The sequence below is a fragment of the Marisediminitalea oceani genome (assembly GCF_003731635.1).
In the GTDB taxonomy this organism is placed as follows: domain Bacteria; phylum Pseudomonadota; class Gammaproteobacteria; order Enterobacterales; family Alteromonadaceae; genus Alteromonas; species Alteromonas oceani.
The window spans coordinates 1-16,494 of sequence record NZ_RCUA01000072.1; the positions used below are offsets into that span (position 1 = coordinate 1).

Below are 16,494 nucleotides of genomic sequence, written 5' to 3' on the forward strand. Positions count from 1 at the left end.
ATTTAGGCCGGGATGACAGGAATAAAAATCGTCATCCCCGCATGCTCTTGAGCGGGGATCTCCTGAAAAGATTATTTGAGCTGAGTCAGACTGTTTGGGAGAGCCCGGCTCGGAGGCCGGGATGACTGTATAATTTAGGCCGGGATGACTGGAATAAAAATCGTCATCCACACATGCACCACCACCGTCATCCCCGCATGCTCCTGAGCGGGGACCTCCCGAAAAGGTTATTTGAGCTGAGTCAGACTGCTTGGGAGATCCCGGCTCGGGGGCCGGGATGACAGGAATAAAAATCGTCATCCCCGCATGCTCTTGAGCGGGGACCTCCCGAAAAGGCTATTTGAGCTGAGCCAGACTGTTTGGGAGATCCCGGCTCGGAGGCCGGGATGACAGGAATGAAAATCGTCATCCCTGTATCAGCGGGTATAAATCATTCCACTGGGGGTTTTGCTTTTCGATTAACTTGATTTTCCAGTCTCGGCGCCAGCGTTTGAGGCGTTTTTCGCGTGCTATGGCGGCTTCGATGTCTTCGTGCATTTCAAAATACACCAGTAGTTTTAAACCATATTTTTTGCTGAAGCCGTCGGCCAGGTGCATTTTGTGTTGGTATATCCGTTGTAACAGGTTGGTGGTTACGCCGGTATAGAACACGCTTTTATAGGAATTGGTGAGTATATAAACTGCCGGGTATTTTTCGATCATGACTAGCCTCCTGAGAGGCTATTTCACGCGAAATACCGGCAGGCGGACAACTGCACTGTGGGTTAGTTATTTTCCTTCGGCACAATTGATTCGAAGCCATCTGGTTTAAGGGCCAGCACTGCGCAATCGAGATTACTGAGTACATCTTCGGCGGTATTGCCCATTAACAGGCCAGGCACACCCACACGGGCAACTGTTCCCATTACCACCACATCGGCCTTTAGCGACTCAGCCATCCGGCACAGCCCTTCTGCAGGATGCCCATCGGCAAGGTGCACTTCTGGCTGCAGGTATCCTAAGCTTTTTTCGTCAAACTTCTGCTGCAGGCTGGCTACCAGTTCGGCCAGTTCTTCACCACGTTCTTTTTTAAGTTCAGCCAGGGCGTTGTCCATTTGTTGCTGATGGCTGCGCATTAAACCGTCGCGCATCATATGCCGGGGCGCAGCATCGTAAACGTGTACTATGTGTAAGCGAGCGTTTTCGAGCAGGGCCACTTCTGCAGCGCTGGCGATTACCGCCTCGTTTAACTGTCTGCGAGTCTGGTTTTCCTCGCGGGTGAAGTGATAATTTACATCCACTGCCGCCATTACCGATTTATAGTTACGCGCGGTTTCTTCGTGGATCAGCCATACCGGGCACGGGCACTTGCGAAGCAGATGCATGGCGTCGGCACCAAATAAGAAACCCGACATGCCGCTTCTGGCCTGACTGATCACCAAATCGTGTTTGGCATGCATTACCTGCTGGATCACATCGTAATAAGGCTTACCTACCGTCACCAAAGTCTCTGGCCGCTCAGTAACCTTTAGCTTATCTACCATAGCTTCCAGTCGTTCCTGAGCTTCTTCTTTGAGGGACTGCTGAGATTCAATGTAGGCGAATGAAGCCATTACCAGGCTGGCGTTTGGCGGCAGGCTTTCCAGAGCAAGATGCAGAGTAAGTGAAGCCTGGTGGCTTTCTGCCACATGTAAGGCTTGTTCAACCAAAGCCTGCTGCTCGCTAATACTGGTAATAACGCAAAGAATGTTGTTGAAATGCCCAATCATGGCCGCTGCCCCACCATTAAAATCTGCCTGAATTTAATACTATAGATTAAATATTATGGTTCTGTGATGGCTTTTCCTGCCATAACGACGACTTATTTTAATTATTTTTGATACATCTACCGTAAAAATTAGTATCTAAATATCATGCAGTTAAATTTTTACAGGGCGGAATATAGCGGCACCTGAGTTGCATCCGCCACAAAATCCACTTGATCACAAAACTGTAATAATGTAATTTTAAAGCGTGAAAAACCAAGTAAAAAAAGGGGGCTTATCATGCTTAAGGCATTCACAAAATTTTTTAAACGCAAGCACCCGTACGCTATTGCCGCCTACCTGGGTCGTAAAAATACCCAGCGTATTCTGGATTGCAAAATCGAAAAGAAGTCTAAACTTCTGGCACACGATTAATAACAAATTCTAGCCGCTAACCCGGCAACTTGTTTTACTTCGTAAGCAACAGGTGCGTTACCTAAGTGCATACCGCATAAAGAAAATCCGATGGCAAAACCATCGGATTTTTTTGTATATGAATACTGTTACCCGCTCGTTTTGGTAGGCCGCTGTTACGCCCCGAAAATCGCTTTAAGGGTAAAGAAACAGGCGATGGATAAGATCGCGCCGGCAGGCAGCGTTACAATCCATGAGATCACGATATTACGGATAATGCCCAGGTTTAACGCCGAAACACCACGTGCCAGGCCAACACCTAACACCGCACCAACCAGGGTTTGCGTAGTTGAAATCGGTAAGCCAGTACCCGAGGCGATTACCACGGTACAGGCTGCCGCCATCTCGGCCGCAAAGCCACGACTAGGCGTTAAGTGAGTGATCCCCTCGCCGATGGTCGCGATAACGCGGTGACCAAACAGGGCCAGTCCAGCCACAATGCCCAACCCACCTAAAGGCAGGATCCATGGTGCCAGTGTGCTGCTTGCAGTAATTTCGCCGGTAGATACCACACTCACCACGGCCGCCAACGGACCAATAGCATTCGCTACATCGTTTGAGCCGTGGGCAAACGCCATACAACAGGCGGTTACCACCATTAACAGAGCAAACACCTTTTCTACGTTAGCGCGTTGCAGCTCGGTATCGTCTGAATGGCTGTAAGTCTGACGGCTGATAAGCCACTTACCAATAAAGGCAATCACTATCGAAAGGGCAATAGCCAACAAGTAACCAGAGGTATCAGACATATCCAGGCCAACGTGCTTAAGACCTTTTTTGATAGTAACCAGCGCCATAACAAAGCCGGCAAAGGCCATGTAAAAAGGCACGTATTTTTGCGCGTTTTCAAATGGTTTATCGGTTTGGAAAATCAGTTTACTGGCACTTTGGTAAATGAGGTAAGCGATAACGCCCGAGATAGCCGGGGTAACCACCCAACTGCCCACAATGCCGCCTACTTTGCTCCAGGCTACGGCATCCACACTTACACCAACGGCAGTAAAACCGATGATGGCACCAATAATGGAATGGGTGGTAGATACAGGCCAACCCAGATAAGACGCTACGCCCAGCCATATTCCGGCAGCAAACAGCGCAGAAATCATACCCAGAACCAGGTATTCTGGAATATCAATAAAATAAGCGGTATCGATAATACCTTTACGAATGGTAGATGTAACCTCGCCACCGGCCAGATAAGCGCCGGCAAATTCGAAGATCATCGCAATTATGATGGCTTGTTTGATAGTTAACGCTTTAGAACCTACTGAGGTTCCCATGGCATTCGCCACGTCGTTAGCACCAATCCCCCACGCCATTACAAAACCAACAACGGCAGCGAGGATAATCAGGATCATGCCATAACTTTGTAGGATTTCCACAGACAGTCGCTCCGGTTGTGCCTAGCTGTATGCCACGAAAAGTGCAGGAAACTGAGTTTCTGTTGGCTGAGCAAATTCTGTCGGTTTACTCAGCGCTGGCAATAAAAAAACTTTAAGCATCTTGGTTTGGTTGAATTTTTATACAATTACCTTAATGGTTGCGGCGCATTCTAGCGCAAAGTGCCGTCGAGCCATAGGCCATTTTTAATAATTCATCACAATAAATCAGACAATCATCACTGTTCGGCGATTATTAAGCCAAATATGTCATTTATATTACAGATTTAAGACAGCCATCCGCGCTGTTAACTGTCGCTGAGATTATCCAGAGTTTGTTGCAAATTCTCCAGTTGTGTATGGCGCACATCGCGTCCACTGGTCAGCGACACCACATATTCACAAATATTTTTGCAGCGGTCGCCTATCCTTTCCAGCGATCGCAGAGCCCAGAGAATTTCCAGCCAGTCTTCCATGGAATCGCCGGAGCGTGACATTTCATCGGCGGTATAGCTAAGCAGCTTTTTGTATTCGCTGTCGATACTGTTGTCCTGATCGTATACTTCTAGTGCCGCTTCCTCATCAAGGCGGGCAAAGGCATCAAAGGTACCGCGCATCATGGCCGCAGCCTGCTGCCCTATCGATAACATACTGCTTTTTATCGCCACATCGGCGGGCAGTTTTTGCTTGGTTACCAGTCTGGCGATCCGCTCTATCTCATCGCCCATGCGTTCAATATCGGTAATGGCTTTGGAAATAATCATAATAAGGCGCAAATCGCTGGCTGTAGGATGGCGCTTGGCGATGATGCGTAAGCACTCCTCGTCGATCTGGATTTCCATGGAGTTAATTTTCAGATCGTTGAGGATCACCGTTTCAGCCAGACCCGGGTTATTGGTAGCAATGGCCTTTAAGGTATCCGCCAGTTGCTGCTCAACTTCTCCGCCCATGGCCATTACCGAGTTACGTAAGTTTTCCAGCTCGATATTAAACCGGCCGGAAATGTGGGTATTGAGTGCAACCTGTCGCATCATAAGCTCCTGTACAGCCCGTAATTAGCCGTAACGGCCGGTAATGTAGTCTTCGGTTTGTTTTTTCTCTGGCAGCGTAAACAGAGTATCACTGTCGCTGTATTCCACCAGCTCGCCCTGATGTAAAAAAGCGGTGTAATCGGACACCCGCGAGGCCTGCTGCATGTTGTGGGTAACAATAACAATGGTACAGCGCTTTTTGAGGTCTGCCATCAGCTCTTCAATGATCAGCGTGGTGAGCGGATCGAGCGCCGAGGTAGGTTCATCCAGCAACAAAATCGACGGTTTAAGCGCTAGCGCCCGGGCAATCACTAACCGCTGTTGCTGACCGCCCGAGAGCGTGGTGGCCGATTCGAACAGGCGGTCTTTCACCTCATCCCACAGCGCTGCTTCTATCAGCGCGCGCTCTACCGCATCATCCAACTGGCGGCGCTGTTTAATGCCCTGCAGGCGTAGTCCGTAGCACACGTTATCGTAAATGCTCATGGGGAAAGGGTTAGGCCGTTGAAACACCATGCCTACCTGGGAGCGCAGTACAGAAAGGTTTTCTTTCTTGCGGTTAATGTTGCGCCCGTCGATGATAATCTCACCTTCCGTTACGCTGTTGTCGATAAGATCGTTCATGCGGTTAAAGCAACTGATCAGGGTAGACTTACCGCACCCCGACTGGCCAATCAACGCGGTAATGCGATTTTTCGGAATACGCATGGTGATGTTGTGGAGCACATGCTTATCGCCAAACCGCAAACACAAATCGCGCACCTCAATGGCGGTTTGTGCCTCGGGCAGTTTTGCTAAGTTGAGCTGTTCTCTTTCAAACAATTTCAGCATGGGATCACAACCTCTAATAGCCGCGTAAATAACGCTTTCTTAAGCGCCGGCGCAAAATTACCGCCAGCACATTTAACACAAAAACCACCACCAGTAACAACAGGCAACTGGCAAACATTAGTGAAGCGCTGCGCACGTCGGTCTGGCTGTGAAAGGCCCCATCGTAAATTAGTACGCCCAGGTGCATAAACTGGCGATCCAGATGAAGATACGGAAACTCTCCGTCAAAAGGAAGATTGGGTGCAAACTTCACTGCCCCCACCAACATTAGCGGCGCAACCTCTCCGGCGGCGCGGGCGATAGCCAGGATAACGCCGGTCATAATGCCAGGGCTGGCCATGGGCAGCACGGTATGCCAGATGGTTTCAAATTTGGTGGCACCCAGCGCATAACTGCCCGACTTTAAGCCTTCAGGTACGCGCCGCAACCCTTCTTCGGTGGCGACAATCACCACCGGTAAGGTAAGGATAGCCATGGTCAGCGAAGCCCAGAACACCCCTGGCGTACCCATGGTAGGTGCCGGCAGGGCGTCTTTAAAAAACAGCTCGTCAATATTGCCGCCTACCAGGTACACAAAAAAGCCCAGGCCAAATACACCATAAACAATCGACGGCACGCCAGCCATGTTACTCACGCAAATTCGAATTACCGAAGTTAAGTGATTATCCGGGGCATATTCATTGAGGTAAACCGCGGCCAGCACGCCAAACGGCGTAACCAGAATGGTCATCACAAATATCATCAGCACGGTGCCAAACAAGGCCGGAAACACCCCGCCGGCAGTGTTGGCCTGTTTTGGCGCATCGGTAAGAAAAGCCACTACACCAGCACCCACAATGCCCAGCTTACCAAACCAGTCGAGCTGCCCCGGGTAACTGAGGCGATCGATGTCATCTAGGGGAATTAAAAACTCGCGGCCATTATTAAACCGGGTAACCAGTTGATAATCTGCCAGTTGCGCTTCCAGGCTTAACACCTCCTGCTGCCAGCGCTCAAAATCGGCATACAGGCGTAATCGGGCCGGGGCGTCTTCTTCTACCTGGCGTAAATCTAAACTGGCCAGCTCCCGATGAACACTGGCTAAACGCTCTTTACGCACCGTTTCGATTTGCTCGCGGATGGCTGTTACCGTGTCGCGAATTTCATCGTACTGCGTAAGCTCGCCTGATTGGTCTTCCGGCAGGCGAATGCTAAGCGGTTCGCTAAATACCCGGGAGCCGTTGATTAACAAAATATCAGCCGCTTGCGCTGCCTCGCTGATAGCCTCTACGGCATTGGCCTCTACCAGCAATGAACGGCCATAGGGATGCTGGCTATCAGAATAACGAAACACAAAGGCCGGCTCACTGCCGCTCTCTACCGCGGAGTTAATATGGCGTTCGTTAATTTGTGCATAAACCTGTTTAGCGGTGCCATCCGGTAATTCAAACTGAATGCTTTGTACCGGCCGTGGCCAGAAATAGTCGAGCCCGCGAATGGTAATCAGCATCAGTACGCATGCCAGAGCAACCACCAGTAACCCGGCACAAAACGCACCCAGGCTAATCACATAGGACTGCTGCTGACGGTTAGTTAAAAACTGCCGGAGCGACCACTTATCCATGACTTTTCACCCGGCGGGAACGCTGGCGCAACAGTTCGGCCAGTGTATTAACAATAAAGGTAAAGCTAAACAGCACGCAGGCCGTTAAAAACAGCACCTGATAATGAATACTGTGCACCTCGGCCTCGGGCAACTCTATGGCCAGGTTGGCGGTGAGCGCCCGAAGCCCGGCAAACAAATCCCAGTCGGCGATCGGCGTATTACCCGTTACCATTAATACAATCATGGTTTCACCAAAGGCCCGGCCAAAGCCCAGCATTATGGCCGCCACAATACCCGGGAAAGCCACTTTTAACACTACCCGGCGCAGGGTTTGTAACCGGGTAGCGCCCAGCGCATAAGACGCCTGACGTAAGCTGTGGGGCACCCCGCTGATGGCATCTTCGGCCAGTGAATAAATACTCGGTGAAATAGCCAGGCCCAATGCAATAGCCACCAGAATGGTGGTTTTACCTACCGGCACTTCGGTGGTGTGGGCAAAAAAGGTAAAGTCGTCGGCATCCAGCGCTGCCAGCAGCCAGTCTGGCGCCCAGGCCACACAAATATAGCCGTACACCACTATTCCCAGTACCGGCAGCACGGCTTCGGCGAAGTTGTGCAGCTCACTGCTTACGCTTTGGGCCACGCGGTGCTGCACCAGCGCAATAAACAATAAAATCACCGGTAGGGTTACCATAAACACCGCAATGGAAAATAAAAATCGCTCAGCCAGCGGTGCCAGCCAGATAGCGGCAATAAAACCAATCAGCACCGATGGTACGGCCTCGAGCATTTCGATGGTGGGCTTAATACTATCGCGCACCCGTGGGCGGGCAAAATACGCAGTATAAACAGCTGCGCCCAGCGCCAGCGGAATGGCAATCAGTAACGCCAGCGACGACGCTTTCAGGCTGCCAATCAGCAGCGGCACCAGGCTCATTTTAATTTCCTGATAATCCGAGGCACTACTGGTTTGCCAGATCTGGTCGGGAGCCGGGTAGCCTTCATATAAATGAGGCATTAATAAACTGTTGGTGGTACTGAGTCCTGCCATGTTGCGTACTTCGTGGCGAATATAGGCATCCGCTCCGTACACATACACCCGCGAATCAAACCAGCTAACGCCCGAGGGCTGCACAGGTAGTTGCCGGCGTTCCACCACTTCGCCGCTGATGCGGTTAATTAACAGTAACTGCTGCTGACTGGTAATGGCCGCTATGCCATTAACGCTGGCATGGGCATACAGTGCCAACGGCACCTCGTTAGCATGGAGTTCGATGTTGTAAGCCGGCTGGTAGCGCAAAATACCGGCCTGGTTGTACAGACTGAGTCGCACCAGGGTGTTATTGGCCAGCGCCACAAACACCGAGCGGTTTTTCACAATGCTGTCGGCCCAGCGTACGGTTTGCGCCACGGTTAGCTGATGCAGGCGCTGATTGCTGCTATCCACAAAGGTAAGTACATTGTTGTTGATGAGCATTATCTGGCGGGTATCTGGCAGCAGTACCATGGGCTGATCAGGGGAATATTGCTGACGCACGATTTGCGTGGGACTGTTACGGTTTATCCATTGCACCAGGGTTTCATCCGGCGTATTTACCCGCATGATGATCCACTGTTCGCCCACTGCCATTTGCCAGTTAGTCTGCTGTGCCCATACCTCTTGCGGCAAGGCAAAAGACATCTCATTGGCCAGCGGCGTATCAATAAAATTGGATTGCCGCAGCGGCTGGCTCACCGTAGGTACCGGGAGTAAACGCACCTGGCCGGTTGCGGAGATATCCACTACATAAGGCAGGCCGTAACTGGTGACCACGTCCAGCGTATGCGAACAGGGCCGGCGCAGGGTCTGACGGGACGACAAGATGCCGTTATCTAACCGGGCCAGCGATACACTGCACCCCGGCCCGGCAATCACCGCCGCCTGACCGTTGGCCGTATCACCTACATATAAAAACTCGCCGCCCGGGAGTACCGGCGTTTCCTGGCGCGGCTTTACGCCCGGTGAGGCAGCAATATTCATGGCCTGAGAAAACAGGTGCCAGATGATCATCACCATGGTCAGCAACACGATGTAGCCAAACACCGAGATCACCGACCGGGCAATCCGATCGCGACGTAAGCGTTTTTTCAGGAATGATACCTGTTGAGATGCTACATTCATGTATAGAACAACGATTTGCGTGAAATTGCACTGCCCAGCAGTGTAAGTTGTGATATTTTAAGATCAAGTGAAACTTAAAGGAAGCTGCGAATAAGCGGGATGTGTTGCTACTGAGCCGTTGCGGTTAACCATAATAAAGCTGATCACCAGTATGCCGCGAACATCAGGCAACAAAAATAGTCATCACGCAAGGTCACAGTGATGTAATTCGGTACCGTTAATGCCTGCGCGACGCAATTAGTTCGCGACTCAGGACGCAATAAAGGAGTAAGAGGATGAAGCCTGTCATCTTCACGATCATTGGTAATGATAGACCCGGCCTTGTTGATGCAGTGGCCAAAAAAGTATACGAGTACGGCGGTAACTGGCAGGGCAGTAGTTTTGCGCACATGGCCGGGCAGTTCGCAGGCTTTGTGGAAGCACAGGTGCCTGGCGACAAGCATCAGGACCTCATTGCCGCACTCAACACCCTGGATGGCCTTCAGGTGCACTCACAGTCGGTAACGGAATCTGCGCTTTCTGATGCCGATGAACTCACCATTGAAGTTATGGGTAACGATCGCCCGGGTATCGTGCAGGAACTCACCAATGTGCTCAACCGCTTTGAGCTCAACATTATTAATTTTAACTCTACCTGCGAAAGCGCCCCTAACTGGGGCAGCGAGATGTTTAAAGCCCGCGTGCGGGTAGCCATTCCGGCCGACGTGGAGCACGACGACGTGAAAGATGCGCTGGAAGCGGTAGCCAACGATCTGGTTGTTGATATTACTACCACTGTGTAATTTTCCCTGCGGCCATCAGCGGCGATTTTTCGCCAGGTCGTCAACTGCCTGTCACACTTTGCTGGCAGGCTATAGCCTATTTTTTTGATTGCAGAAATAGTGATTTATCAATATGGAATCCACTGATTTATATTATCCCAAGGAATTAAGCTGGCTGGCGTTTAACGAGCGCGTGCTGCAGGAAGCTGCCGATAAAAATAATCCGGCGGTTGAGCGTATTCGCTTTTTGGGAATTTACTCGAATAACCTGGATGAATTTTTCCGGGTGCGGGTAGCAGACGTAAAACGTCAGATTGTGATTGCCCACAATGCCGGTAACGATGAAGAAGCCGAACACCAGCGCCGGTTATTAATGCAGATCCAGCGCAAAGTCGTTGAGCTGTCTAAGAAGTTCGACACAATTCATAAAGAGGTGGTCAAAACCCTCGCCCGCTACAACATTTATATCCTGCCCAAACATCAGCTTGATGAATATCAGCGTGAATGGGTACGTAACTACTTTATTAACAAGGTGCTGCGCCACATTGCACCCATTCTGATTGATAAGAAAACCGATTTGCTGAGCCGCTTAAACGGTACGGCGGTTTACCTGTATGTGGCGTTACGTCGCGAGGGCAGAAACCCGCGCTTTGCCGCCGTGCAAGTGCCCACCGGCGAAATCTCGCGTTTTCACCTGATCCCACCGCAAAAGAGCCGCAAAAACAAACACATCATCATGCTCGACGACATGATACAGCTGTGTATGGAAGACATCTTCCGCGGCTTTGTGAAGTTCGACACCCTGGAGTCCTACTCGTTTAAGATGACCCGGGATTCTGAATATTCCATCAACGATGAGATTGATGAAAGTTACGTAGAAAAAATGTCGGAAAGCATGAAGCAGCGGCTAATCGCCGAGCCGGTGCGGGTGATCCACGATCAGGATATGCCGCAAGACATGGTGGAAGATCTGCAAAAGCGCTTAAAAGTTACCAAGCTCGATACCCTGCATTCGGCCGGTCATTACCGTAACTTTAAAGACTTTATCGGCTTTCCCAATGTAGGGCGGGACTATCTGGAGAACAGCAAGCTCCCGGCTATCGATACCAAAGACTTCTCCGCTTACAACACGGTATTTGATGCCATTACCGCGCACGATATTCTGCTTTATTATCCGTATCACCGGTTCCTGCATTTTACCGAATTTGTGCGCCAGGCGGCCTTCGATCCGAATGTAAAATCCATTCGTCTGAACATTTACCGGGTAGCCCGTCAGTCGCGGATTGTCAGCTCGCTGATTGATGCGGTGGATAATGGTAAGAAAGTCACCGTAGTGGTAGAGCTGCGCGCCCGTTTTGACGAAGAAGCCAACATTGAATGGTCAAAACGCATGACCGATGCCGGCATTCGCGTGGTGCTGGGGATCCCGTCACTTAAAATCCACTCCAAGTTATGTATTGTATCGCGCGAAGAGCGCGGCAAATTAATGCACTATGCGCATTTTGGTACCGGTAACTTTAACGAGAAAACCGCCAAGATTTATACCGATTACAGCCTGTTTACCAAAAACCAGGAAATGGCCGAAGAGGCCAACTCGGTGTTTGAGCTGATCTCCTACCCGTATCGCCGGTTTAAGTTCCAGCATTTGCAAATATCGCCGCTCAATGCGCGCACCAAGATCCAGTCGTTAATCCGACAGGAAATTCAGTTCTTAAAAGAAGGCCACGACGCACATATTACCTTTAAGATTAATAACCTGGTGGATAAAGAGCTGATTGACGACTTATACCGTGCCAGCCAGGCCGGCATTAAAATCCGCGGCATTGTGCGCGGCATGTGTGGTTTGCGTCCGGGCATTAAAGGGCTCAGTGAGAACATAGAACTGATCTCCATTGTCGATCGCTTCCTGGAACACCCCCGGGTGATGATCTTCGGCGGCGGTGGTAACCGCAAAGTGTATATCTCGTCGGCTGACTGGATGACCCGCAACATGGACAACCGTATTGAAGTGGGCGCGCCCATCTACGATGAAACCCTGCAACAACGGATTGTCGATATCATGGAAATTCAGTTCAGAGACACGCTGAAGGCACGTCAGATCGACAAAGACCAGTTGAACCAGTATGTTAAAAGGGGCAACCGCAAGAAATTGCGTTCGCAGGAAGAAATCTACACCTATTTAAAACAGCTTGAGCAAAAATAAATGACGCCTACTCCCGCCTCTTTTGACAGCGTAGACAGTCGCGAAGCCAGTAAGGTTGCCGCTCTGGATATCGGTTCTAACAGCTTTCACCTGGTAGTCGCCCGCATTGTGGCGGGCTCGGTGCAAATTCTGCATCGGGTAAAACAAAAGGTGCGCTTAGCCGAAGGACTCGATAGCAACAATGTACTGTCTGAAGAGGCCATGGAGCGCGGGCTGGCTATGCTAAGGGTCATTGCCGACAGTTTAAAAGGCTTTGAACCAGACTCTGTAAAGATAGTGGCCACTTACACACTTAGAAAAGCAGTAAACGCCAACGTGTTTATTAAACGGGCCATTGAGATCCTCCCCTACCCCATTGAGGTGATTTCCGGGCCCGAAGAAGCCCGCTTAATTTACTCCGGCGTGGCCCATACCAATCATGATAATGGCAAGCGTCTGGTAGTGGATATTGGCGGCGGCTCAACCGAATTTATTATTGGCGAGGGGTTAACTCCCAAACTGTGCCGCAGCCTGCAAATGGGCTGTGTGAGCTTCACCCAGCGTTTTTTTGCTAACGGCGAGTTAAAAGCCAAACAGTTTGAGCGTGCCATCACCGCCGCCGAACAGGAAATGGAGCCCATTGAAGAGCGTTATCGCCGCATGGGCTGGCAGCGTTGTATTGGTACCTCCGGTACCATTAAAACGCTGTGTAACCTGGTAGTGAACCAGGGCCAGAAAGAGCCAACTGACGAAGCTGAGGTGACCCTTAAAGCCCTCAAGCAAATCATGAAGCAGTTTATTGAAGCCGGTCATATCGACAACCTTACCGATCCGGCCATCAGCGACGATCGCCGCGCGGTGATCCCGGCCGGTTTATGCGTGTTAATCGGCCTGTTTAAAGCATTAAAAATCGAATCGCTGCATTATTCTCCGGCGGCCCTGCGCGAAGGCGTGCTGTATCAGATGGAAGATGAGCTGCATAACACGGATATTCGTGGGCGCACCGCATCGAGTCTGGCTACCCGCTATGATGTAGATACCAGCCAGGCCAATATGGTACTAACCACCACTAAAGCACTGTATGACGCCTGCCAGAAAAACTGGAAACTACGTCATAGTGACTACCGGGCAATCGTAAGCTGGGCGGCGTTGCTGCATGAAGTGGGCTTACAGATTAATACCCGCGGCGTTCAACGCCACTCTGCGTACATTTTGCAAAACGTGGATATGCCTGGCTTTAACCAGTCGCAACAAGAGTTACTGGCCACCCTGGTGCGCTTTCACCGCAAGAAAATCCGCGTGCAGGATATCCCCGCATTTACCCAATACAGTAAAGAAGATATCTACAAACTCATTGCCCTGCTGCGCCTGGCAGTGCTGCTGAATATTAAGCGTCAGGAAGGTTTTTTGCCTGAGTTTGATGTGACCGCCGAGAAACACGGCATTACCCTGACCTTTCCGGAGGGCTGGTTAAACTCAAAGCCTATAATGACAGCAGATCTGGAGCGGGAAATTAACTACCTGCAGGCGGTAGATATTAAGCTGGCGGTAAGCTAAGCCGCCATTTACACCATAATGACTTTATTACGGCCGTTGGCTTTGGCGTCGAAGAGTGCCTGGTCGGCACTTTTTACTGTAGTGAACAGGTCGGCATCCGGCGGCATCTGCATCACACCAAAGGAAGCGGTGAGCGAAATATTAACGCCCCGTGCCGAGATGGTAGTCTCTGAAATGGTTTTGCGTAGGCGCTCTGCCATCTGAGCGGCCTTATCGCCATCATACTGCGGCGATAATATTAAAAACTCCTCGCCGCCCATACGTATTAACGTGTCTTCCTGGCGCAGTTGTGACTGAATAATTTCACTAAAACGCTTGAGCGCGATGTCGCCGATCACGTGGCCGTGTTCGTCGTTAATGGATTTAAAGTAATCAATATCGCACGCCACCAGCGACAGGGTTTCATGTTTACGTTTAGCGTGGGCACTGAGTTTTGGTGCGATTTCGTAAAAGAAGTGACGGTTTTTAGCGCCGGTAAGCGGATCCGTGTGCACCTGTGAGCGCAGTTTAAGCAATAGGGATTGCAGGATATTTACCGCAAAGGCCAGCATAAAAATAAGCATGATCACCAGCATAAATGCCGAAGTAGCGGCCAGGTGATAATGACTGTCTGCCGGTGCAATGGTCAGATACGCCGGTACGCCAAACAGCACCAATGCAATCACCAGCGAGAGCACACCAAACAACAGATGACCACCAATGCTCTCGGTACTGAAGTGTTGTTTTACACATCGCAACGCCTGCCACACCGGAAACGCCACACTGCTCAGCGCCAGACTATGCGCAATCCATCCTGAGGCCTGAGTTGCCACCAACACGGAAGTGATCGCAAATATACCGATAATATGAGTTACAGCTGCGAACTTTTTACGCTGTGACACTTCCGTGCCGTAACGTTTAAGCACCGACATCAACAACATATAAGCGCCGGTTACCGCTGAAGCATAAACGCCGGGTAAACCTATTTGAATGTAACCTACATGGGAAACAGCCTGGCAGAAAACCAGCAGCCATGAAGCAACCAGAAACCAGCGGGCATAGCTGGCCGATTTCGCTTTAAGTTGATGACGAGGCTTAGGAAGTGCGAAGGTGAAACTAATCCCTATCATTGCAACGATAGCGAGAACGCCTACCTGAATATACATATGCACGTCCTGCATCAGGCTAAATATCCTTGTTTAAATGTACGATACACGTTTATCAACATTGATAGTTATGTAAAAAATTAGTTACAAAATATAGACTAATATCTGTTCGATGGCCATACCTTATTTAGAGTTCAATATCAGAAGCCAGTTTATAGTGTAATGAATTAGATACATAAATGGGGTAATTGCCGGCTTTTTTATACTGCCATACCGGCCCCGAGCAGGTATCTCCTTAACCGCCTGGCTACCTGAAATACTCCTATTGTGTGAGCAAGACTGTTCAGGAGATCCCGGATAGCTGCTTTCGCAGCTTCCGATGTATGGACTCCTCCCCCCGAGGGAGGTAGGTTATTTCTTGCACAAAAAAACCGGAGTCCATACATGTATCAAGATAACGTAATTGCCCTGGATTTAGCAAAGAATGTTATTCAGGTTTGTATTTTAGATAAGCAAAACCAGATTAAATCGAATCGAGAGTTACGCCGTCAGCAGGTGCTTGGCTGGTTAGCCAAACAAGCCCCTTCTGTTGTTGCCATGGAAGCCTGTGGCAGTGCCCATTACTGGGCGAAGCAGGCGCGGGTATTGGGCCATCAGCCTGTGTTGTTATCAGCCCGCTTCGTGAAAAAATTTGTTGAGGGTCATAAAACCGATAAAAATGATGCAGTAGCGATTGGTATTGCCGTGCGACAACCTAACGTAAAACCGGTGGCCATAAAAAGTAATGACCAGTTGGCCCTGCAAGCACTCGAAAAGATGCGTCAGCACTATCAGGATACGGCGATTGCCACCAGTAACATGGTTCGTGCCATCGTGTATGAGTTTGGCATGGTGATACCACAAGGAGAAAAAGCCTTCCGGAAACGTATCCCCGATATCCTGGAAGATGCTGAGAATGGTTTACCGATGATGCTTCGGGCACCGCTTCATCAACAATATCAGTTCTGGATAAATTTAAAGCAACAAGTCAGGGAGGCTGAAAAGCAGCTCCGCGCTCAACTAAAAACACATGAGCAATGTAACGAATTACAGAAGCTCGATGGCGTGGGGCCGGTCAATGCCCTGAACCTGTACCTCGCACTCGGGACGCGCGGTGAGGCTTTTAAGAACGGGCGTGAGGCGGCGGCTTGTATTGGCCTGACGCCCAAACAGCATAGCAGCGGTGGCAAAGTCGTGATGCTGGGTATCAGTCAGCGCATTGCCAAAAAGCAACTCAGAGCCAACCTTATTCAGGGCGCCCTGGCCAAAATGAAAATCGTTGCCAAACGAGCACCGAAAAATACCCGCGAAGTCTGGATGAAGCAATTAATAGAGCGACGAGGCTTACGGCGAGCCGCCGTGGCATTAGCCAATAAAACCGTCAGGATGGCCTGGGCCATGGTGCACTACCAACAGCCCTATCAAGCCCCTGAGTCTGTCACCATTTAACCAGGTTCTGCAATACCAGTAATGCGACGTTAATCAGGTCAGACCGTCCCTCAAGCGCCTGTTCATCCCGGCGGTTGGAAAAACCTTGATTCCGTAAAAGGCATGGGGGAGCGAGCACATCAATGGACAAGGCTAGCTACCTGATAAGAGTCCGAATATACGCACGCATCTCACACCTGACAGCATCGCAAAATAGGTATTGCATGACAAGAGGAGTCCATATACGGGATGACGGA

General features: G+C 50.3%; 13 protein-coding genes. 5 read left to right on the top strand and 8 right to left on the bottom strand.

The features are described from left to right. Nucleotides 1-405 precede the first annotated feature (405 nt). Nucleotides 406-702, bottom strand: a complete 297-nt coding sequence (locus tag D9T21_RS18760; RefSeq protein WP_123326743.1) for a GIY-YIG nuclease family protein — start codon at nucleotides 700-702, stop codon at nucleotides 406-408. A gap of 62 nt (nucleotides 703-764) precedes the next feature. Then, the gene (locus D9T21_RS18765; RefSeq protein ID WP_123326744.1) at nucleotides 765-1,748 is read right to left on the bottom strand and encodes a universal stress protein; all 984 of its coding nucleotides are present in this window, start codon (nucleotides 1,746-1,748) and stop codon (nucleotides 765-767) included. A 276-nt stretch (nucleotides 1,749-2,024) separates the two neighbouring features. On the opposite strand from D9T21_RS18765, the gene D9T21_RS23180 reads away from it, so the two are divergent. Then, nucleotides 2,025-2,159 carry a hypothetical protein gene (locus D9T21_RS23180; RefSeq protein WP_276309530.1) on the top strand — a complete coding sequence of 45 codons (135 nt, stop codon included), beginning with the start codon at nucleotides 2,025-2,027 and terminating at the stop codon, nucleotides 2,157-2,159. Nucleotides 2,160-2,314: 155 nt separating this feature from the next. Here D9T21_RS23180 and D9T21_RS18770 read toward each other — a convergent pair whose 3' ends face one another. The 5 genes from D9T21_RS18770 to D9T21_RS18790 all read right to left on the bottom strand — a co-directional run bounded on the left by D9T21_RS18770 (nucleotide 2,315) and on the right by D9T21_RS18790 (nucleotide 9,185). Next, complete coding sequence (locus D9T21_RS18770; RefSeq protein ID WP_123326745.1) at nucleotides 2,315-3,580, bottom strand: inorganic phosphate transporter; 1,266 nt, start codon at nucleotides 3,578-3,580, stop codon at nucleotides 2,315-2,317. A gap of 305 nt (nucleotides 3,581-3,885) precedes the next feature. Continuing rightward, nucleotides 3,886-4,608 carry a phosphate signaling complex protein PhoU gene (phoU, locus tag D9T21_RS18775; RefSeq protein ID WP_123326746.1) on the bottom strand — a complete coding sequence of 241 codons (723 nt, stop codon included), beginning with the start codon at nucleotides 4,606-4,608 and terminating at the stop codon, nucleotides 3,886-3,888. Nucleotides 4,609-4,632: 24 nt separating this feature from the next. After that, a complete protein-coding gene (gene pstB, locus D9T21_RS18780) occupies nucleotides 4,633-5,439 on the bottom strand; it encodes a phosphate ABC transporter ATP-binding protein PstB (RefSeq protein ID WP_123326747.1) in 807 nt (268 codons plus the stop codon). Between the two features lie 13 nt (nucleotides 5,440-5,452). Next, nucleotides 5,453-7,042, bottom strand: coding sequence for a phosphate ABC transporter permease PstA (gene pstA / locus D9T21_RS18785; RefSeq protein WP_123326748.1), 1,590 nt, complete (start codon nucleotides 7,040-7,042; stop codon nucleotides 5,453-5,455). After that, entirely contained in the window at nucleotides 7,035-9,185 is a 2,151-nt protein-coding gene (locus D9T21_RS18790) for an ABC transporter permease subunit (RefSeq protein ID WP_123326749.1), read from the bottom strand. The genes pstA and D9T21_RS18790 overlap by 8 nt, the downstream gene beginning before the upstream one ends. Before the next feature lie 275 nt (nucleotides 9,186-9,460). Between D9T21_RS18790 and D9T21_RS18795 the strand changes: the two genes are divergently transcribed. The 3 genes from D9T21_RS18795 to ppx all read left to right on the top strand — a co-directional run bounded on the left by D9T21_RS18795 (nucleotide 9,461) and on the right by ppx (nucleotide 13,685). Further along, entirely contained in the window at nucleotides 9,461-9,967 is a 507-nt protein-coding gene (locus tag D9T21_RS18795) for a glycine cleavage system transcriptional repressor (RefSeq protein ID WP_123326750.1), read from the top strand. 112 nt (nucleotides 9,968-10,079) lie between these two features. Beyond that, nucleotides 10,080-12,149 (top strand): polyphosphate kinase 1, encoded by a 2,070-nt coding sequence (gene ppk1 / locus D9T21_RS18800; protein WP_123326751.1) that lies wholly within the window; start codon nucleotides 10,080-10,082, stop codon nucleotides 12,147-12,149. Continuing rightward, complete coding sequence (ppx, locus tag D9T21_RS18805) at nucleotides 12,150-13,685, top strand: exopolyphosphatase (RefSeq protein WP_123326752.1); 1,536 nt, start codon at nucleotides 12,150-12,152, stop codon at nucleotides 13,683-13,685. It abuts the gene before it with no gap. Nucleotides 13,686-13,693: 8 nt separating this feature from the next. On the opposite strand, the gene D9T21_RS18810 is transcribed toward ppx, so the two are convergent. Further along, complete coding sequence (locus D9T21_RS18810) at nucleotides 13,694-14,845, bottom strand: GGDEF domain-containing protein (protein ID WP_123326753.1); 1,152 nt, start codon at nucleotides 14,843-14,845, stop codon at nucleotides 13,694-13,696. 369 nt (nucleotides 14,846-15,214) lie between these two features. Here D9T21_RS18810 and D9T21_RS18815 point away from each other — a divergent pair, with 369 nt between their 5' ends. Then, entirely contained in the window at nucleotides 15,215-16,258 is a 1,044-nt protein-coding gene (locus D9T21_RS18815) for an IS110 family RNA-guided transposase (RefSeq protein WP_123326754.1), read from the top strand. Nucleotides 16,259-16,494: the final 236 nt, after the last annotated feature.

Coding starts and splice junctions, on each gene's coding strand:
- D9T21_RS18760 (WP_123326743.1), bottom strand. CDS start 702: ATGATCGAAAAATACCCGGCAGTTTATATACTCACCAATTCCTATAAA.
- D9T21_RS18765 (WP_123326744.1), bottom strand. CDS start 1,748: ATGATTGGGCATTTCAACAACATTCTTTGCGTTATTACCAGTATTAGC.
- D9T21_RS23180 (WP_276309530.1), top strand. CDS start 2,025: ATGCTTAAGGCATTCACAAAATTTTTTAAACGCAAGCACCCGTACGCT.
- phoU (WP_123326746.1), bottom strand. CDS start 4,608: ATGCGACAGGTTGCACTCAATACCCACATTTCCGGCCGGTTTAATATC.
- pstB (WP_123326747.1), bottom strand. CDS start 5,439: ATGCTGAAATTGTTTGAAAGAGAACAGCTCAACTTAGCAAAACTGCCC.
- pstA (WP_123326748.1), bottom strand. CDS start 7,042: ATGGATAAGTGGTCGCTCCGGCAGTTTTTAACTAACCGTCAGCAGCAG.
- D9T21_RS18790 (WP_123326749.1), bottom strand. CDS start 9,185: ATGAATGTAGCATCTCAACAGGTATCATTCCTGAAAAAACGCTTACGT.
- D9T21_RS18795 (WP_123326750.1), top strand. CDS start 9,461: ATGAAGCCTGTCATCTTCACGATCATTGGTAATGATAGACCCGGCCTT.
- ppk1 (WP_123326751.1), top strand. CDS start 10,080: ATGGAATCCACTGATTTATATTATCCCAAGGAATTAAGCTGGCTGGCG.
- ppx (WP_123326752.1), top strand. CDS start 12,150: ATGACGCCTACTCCCGCCTCTTTTGACAGCGTAGACAGTCGCGAAGCC.
- D9T21_RS18810 (WP_123326753.1), bottom strand. CDS start 14,845: ATGCAGGACGTGCATATGTATATTCAGGTAGGCGTTCTCGCTATCGTT.
- D9T21_RS18815 (WP_123326754.1), top strand. CDS start 15,215: ATGTATCAAGATAACGTAATTGCCCTGGATTTAGCAAAGAATGTTATT.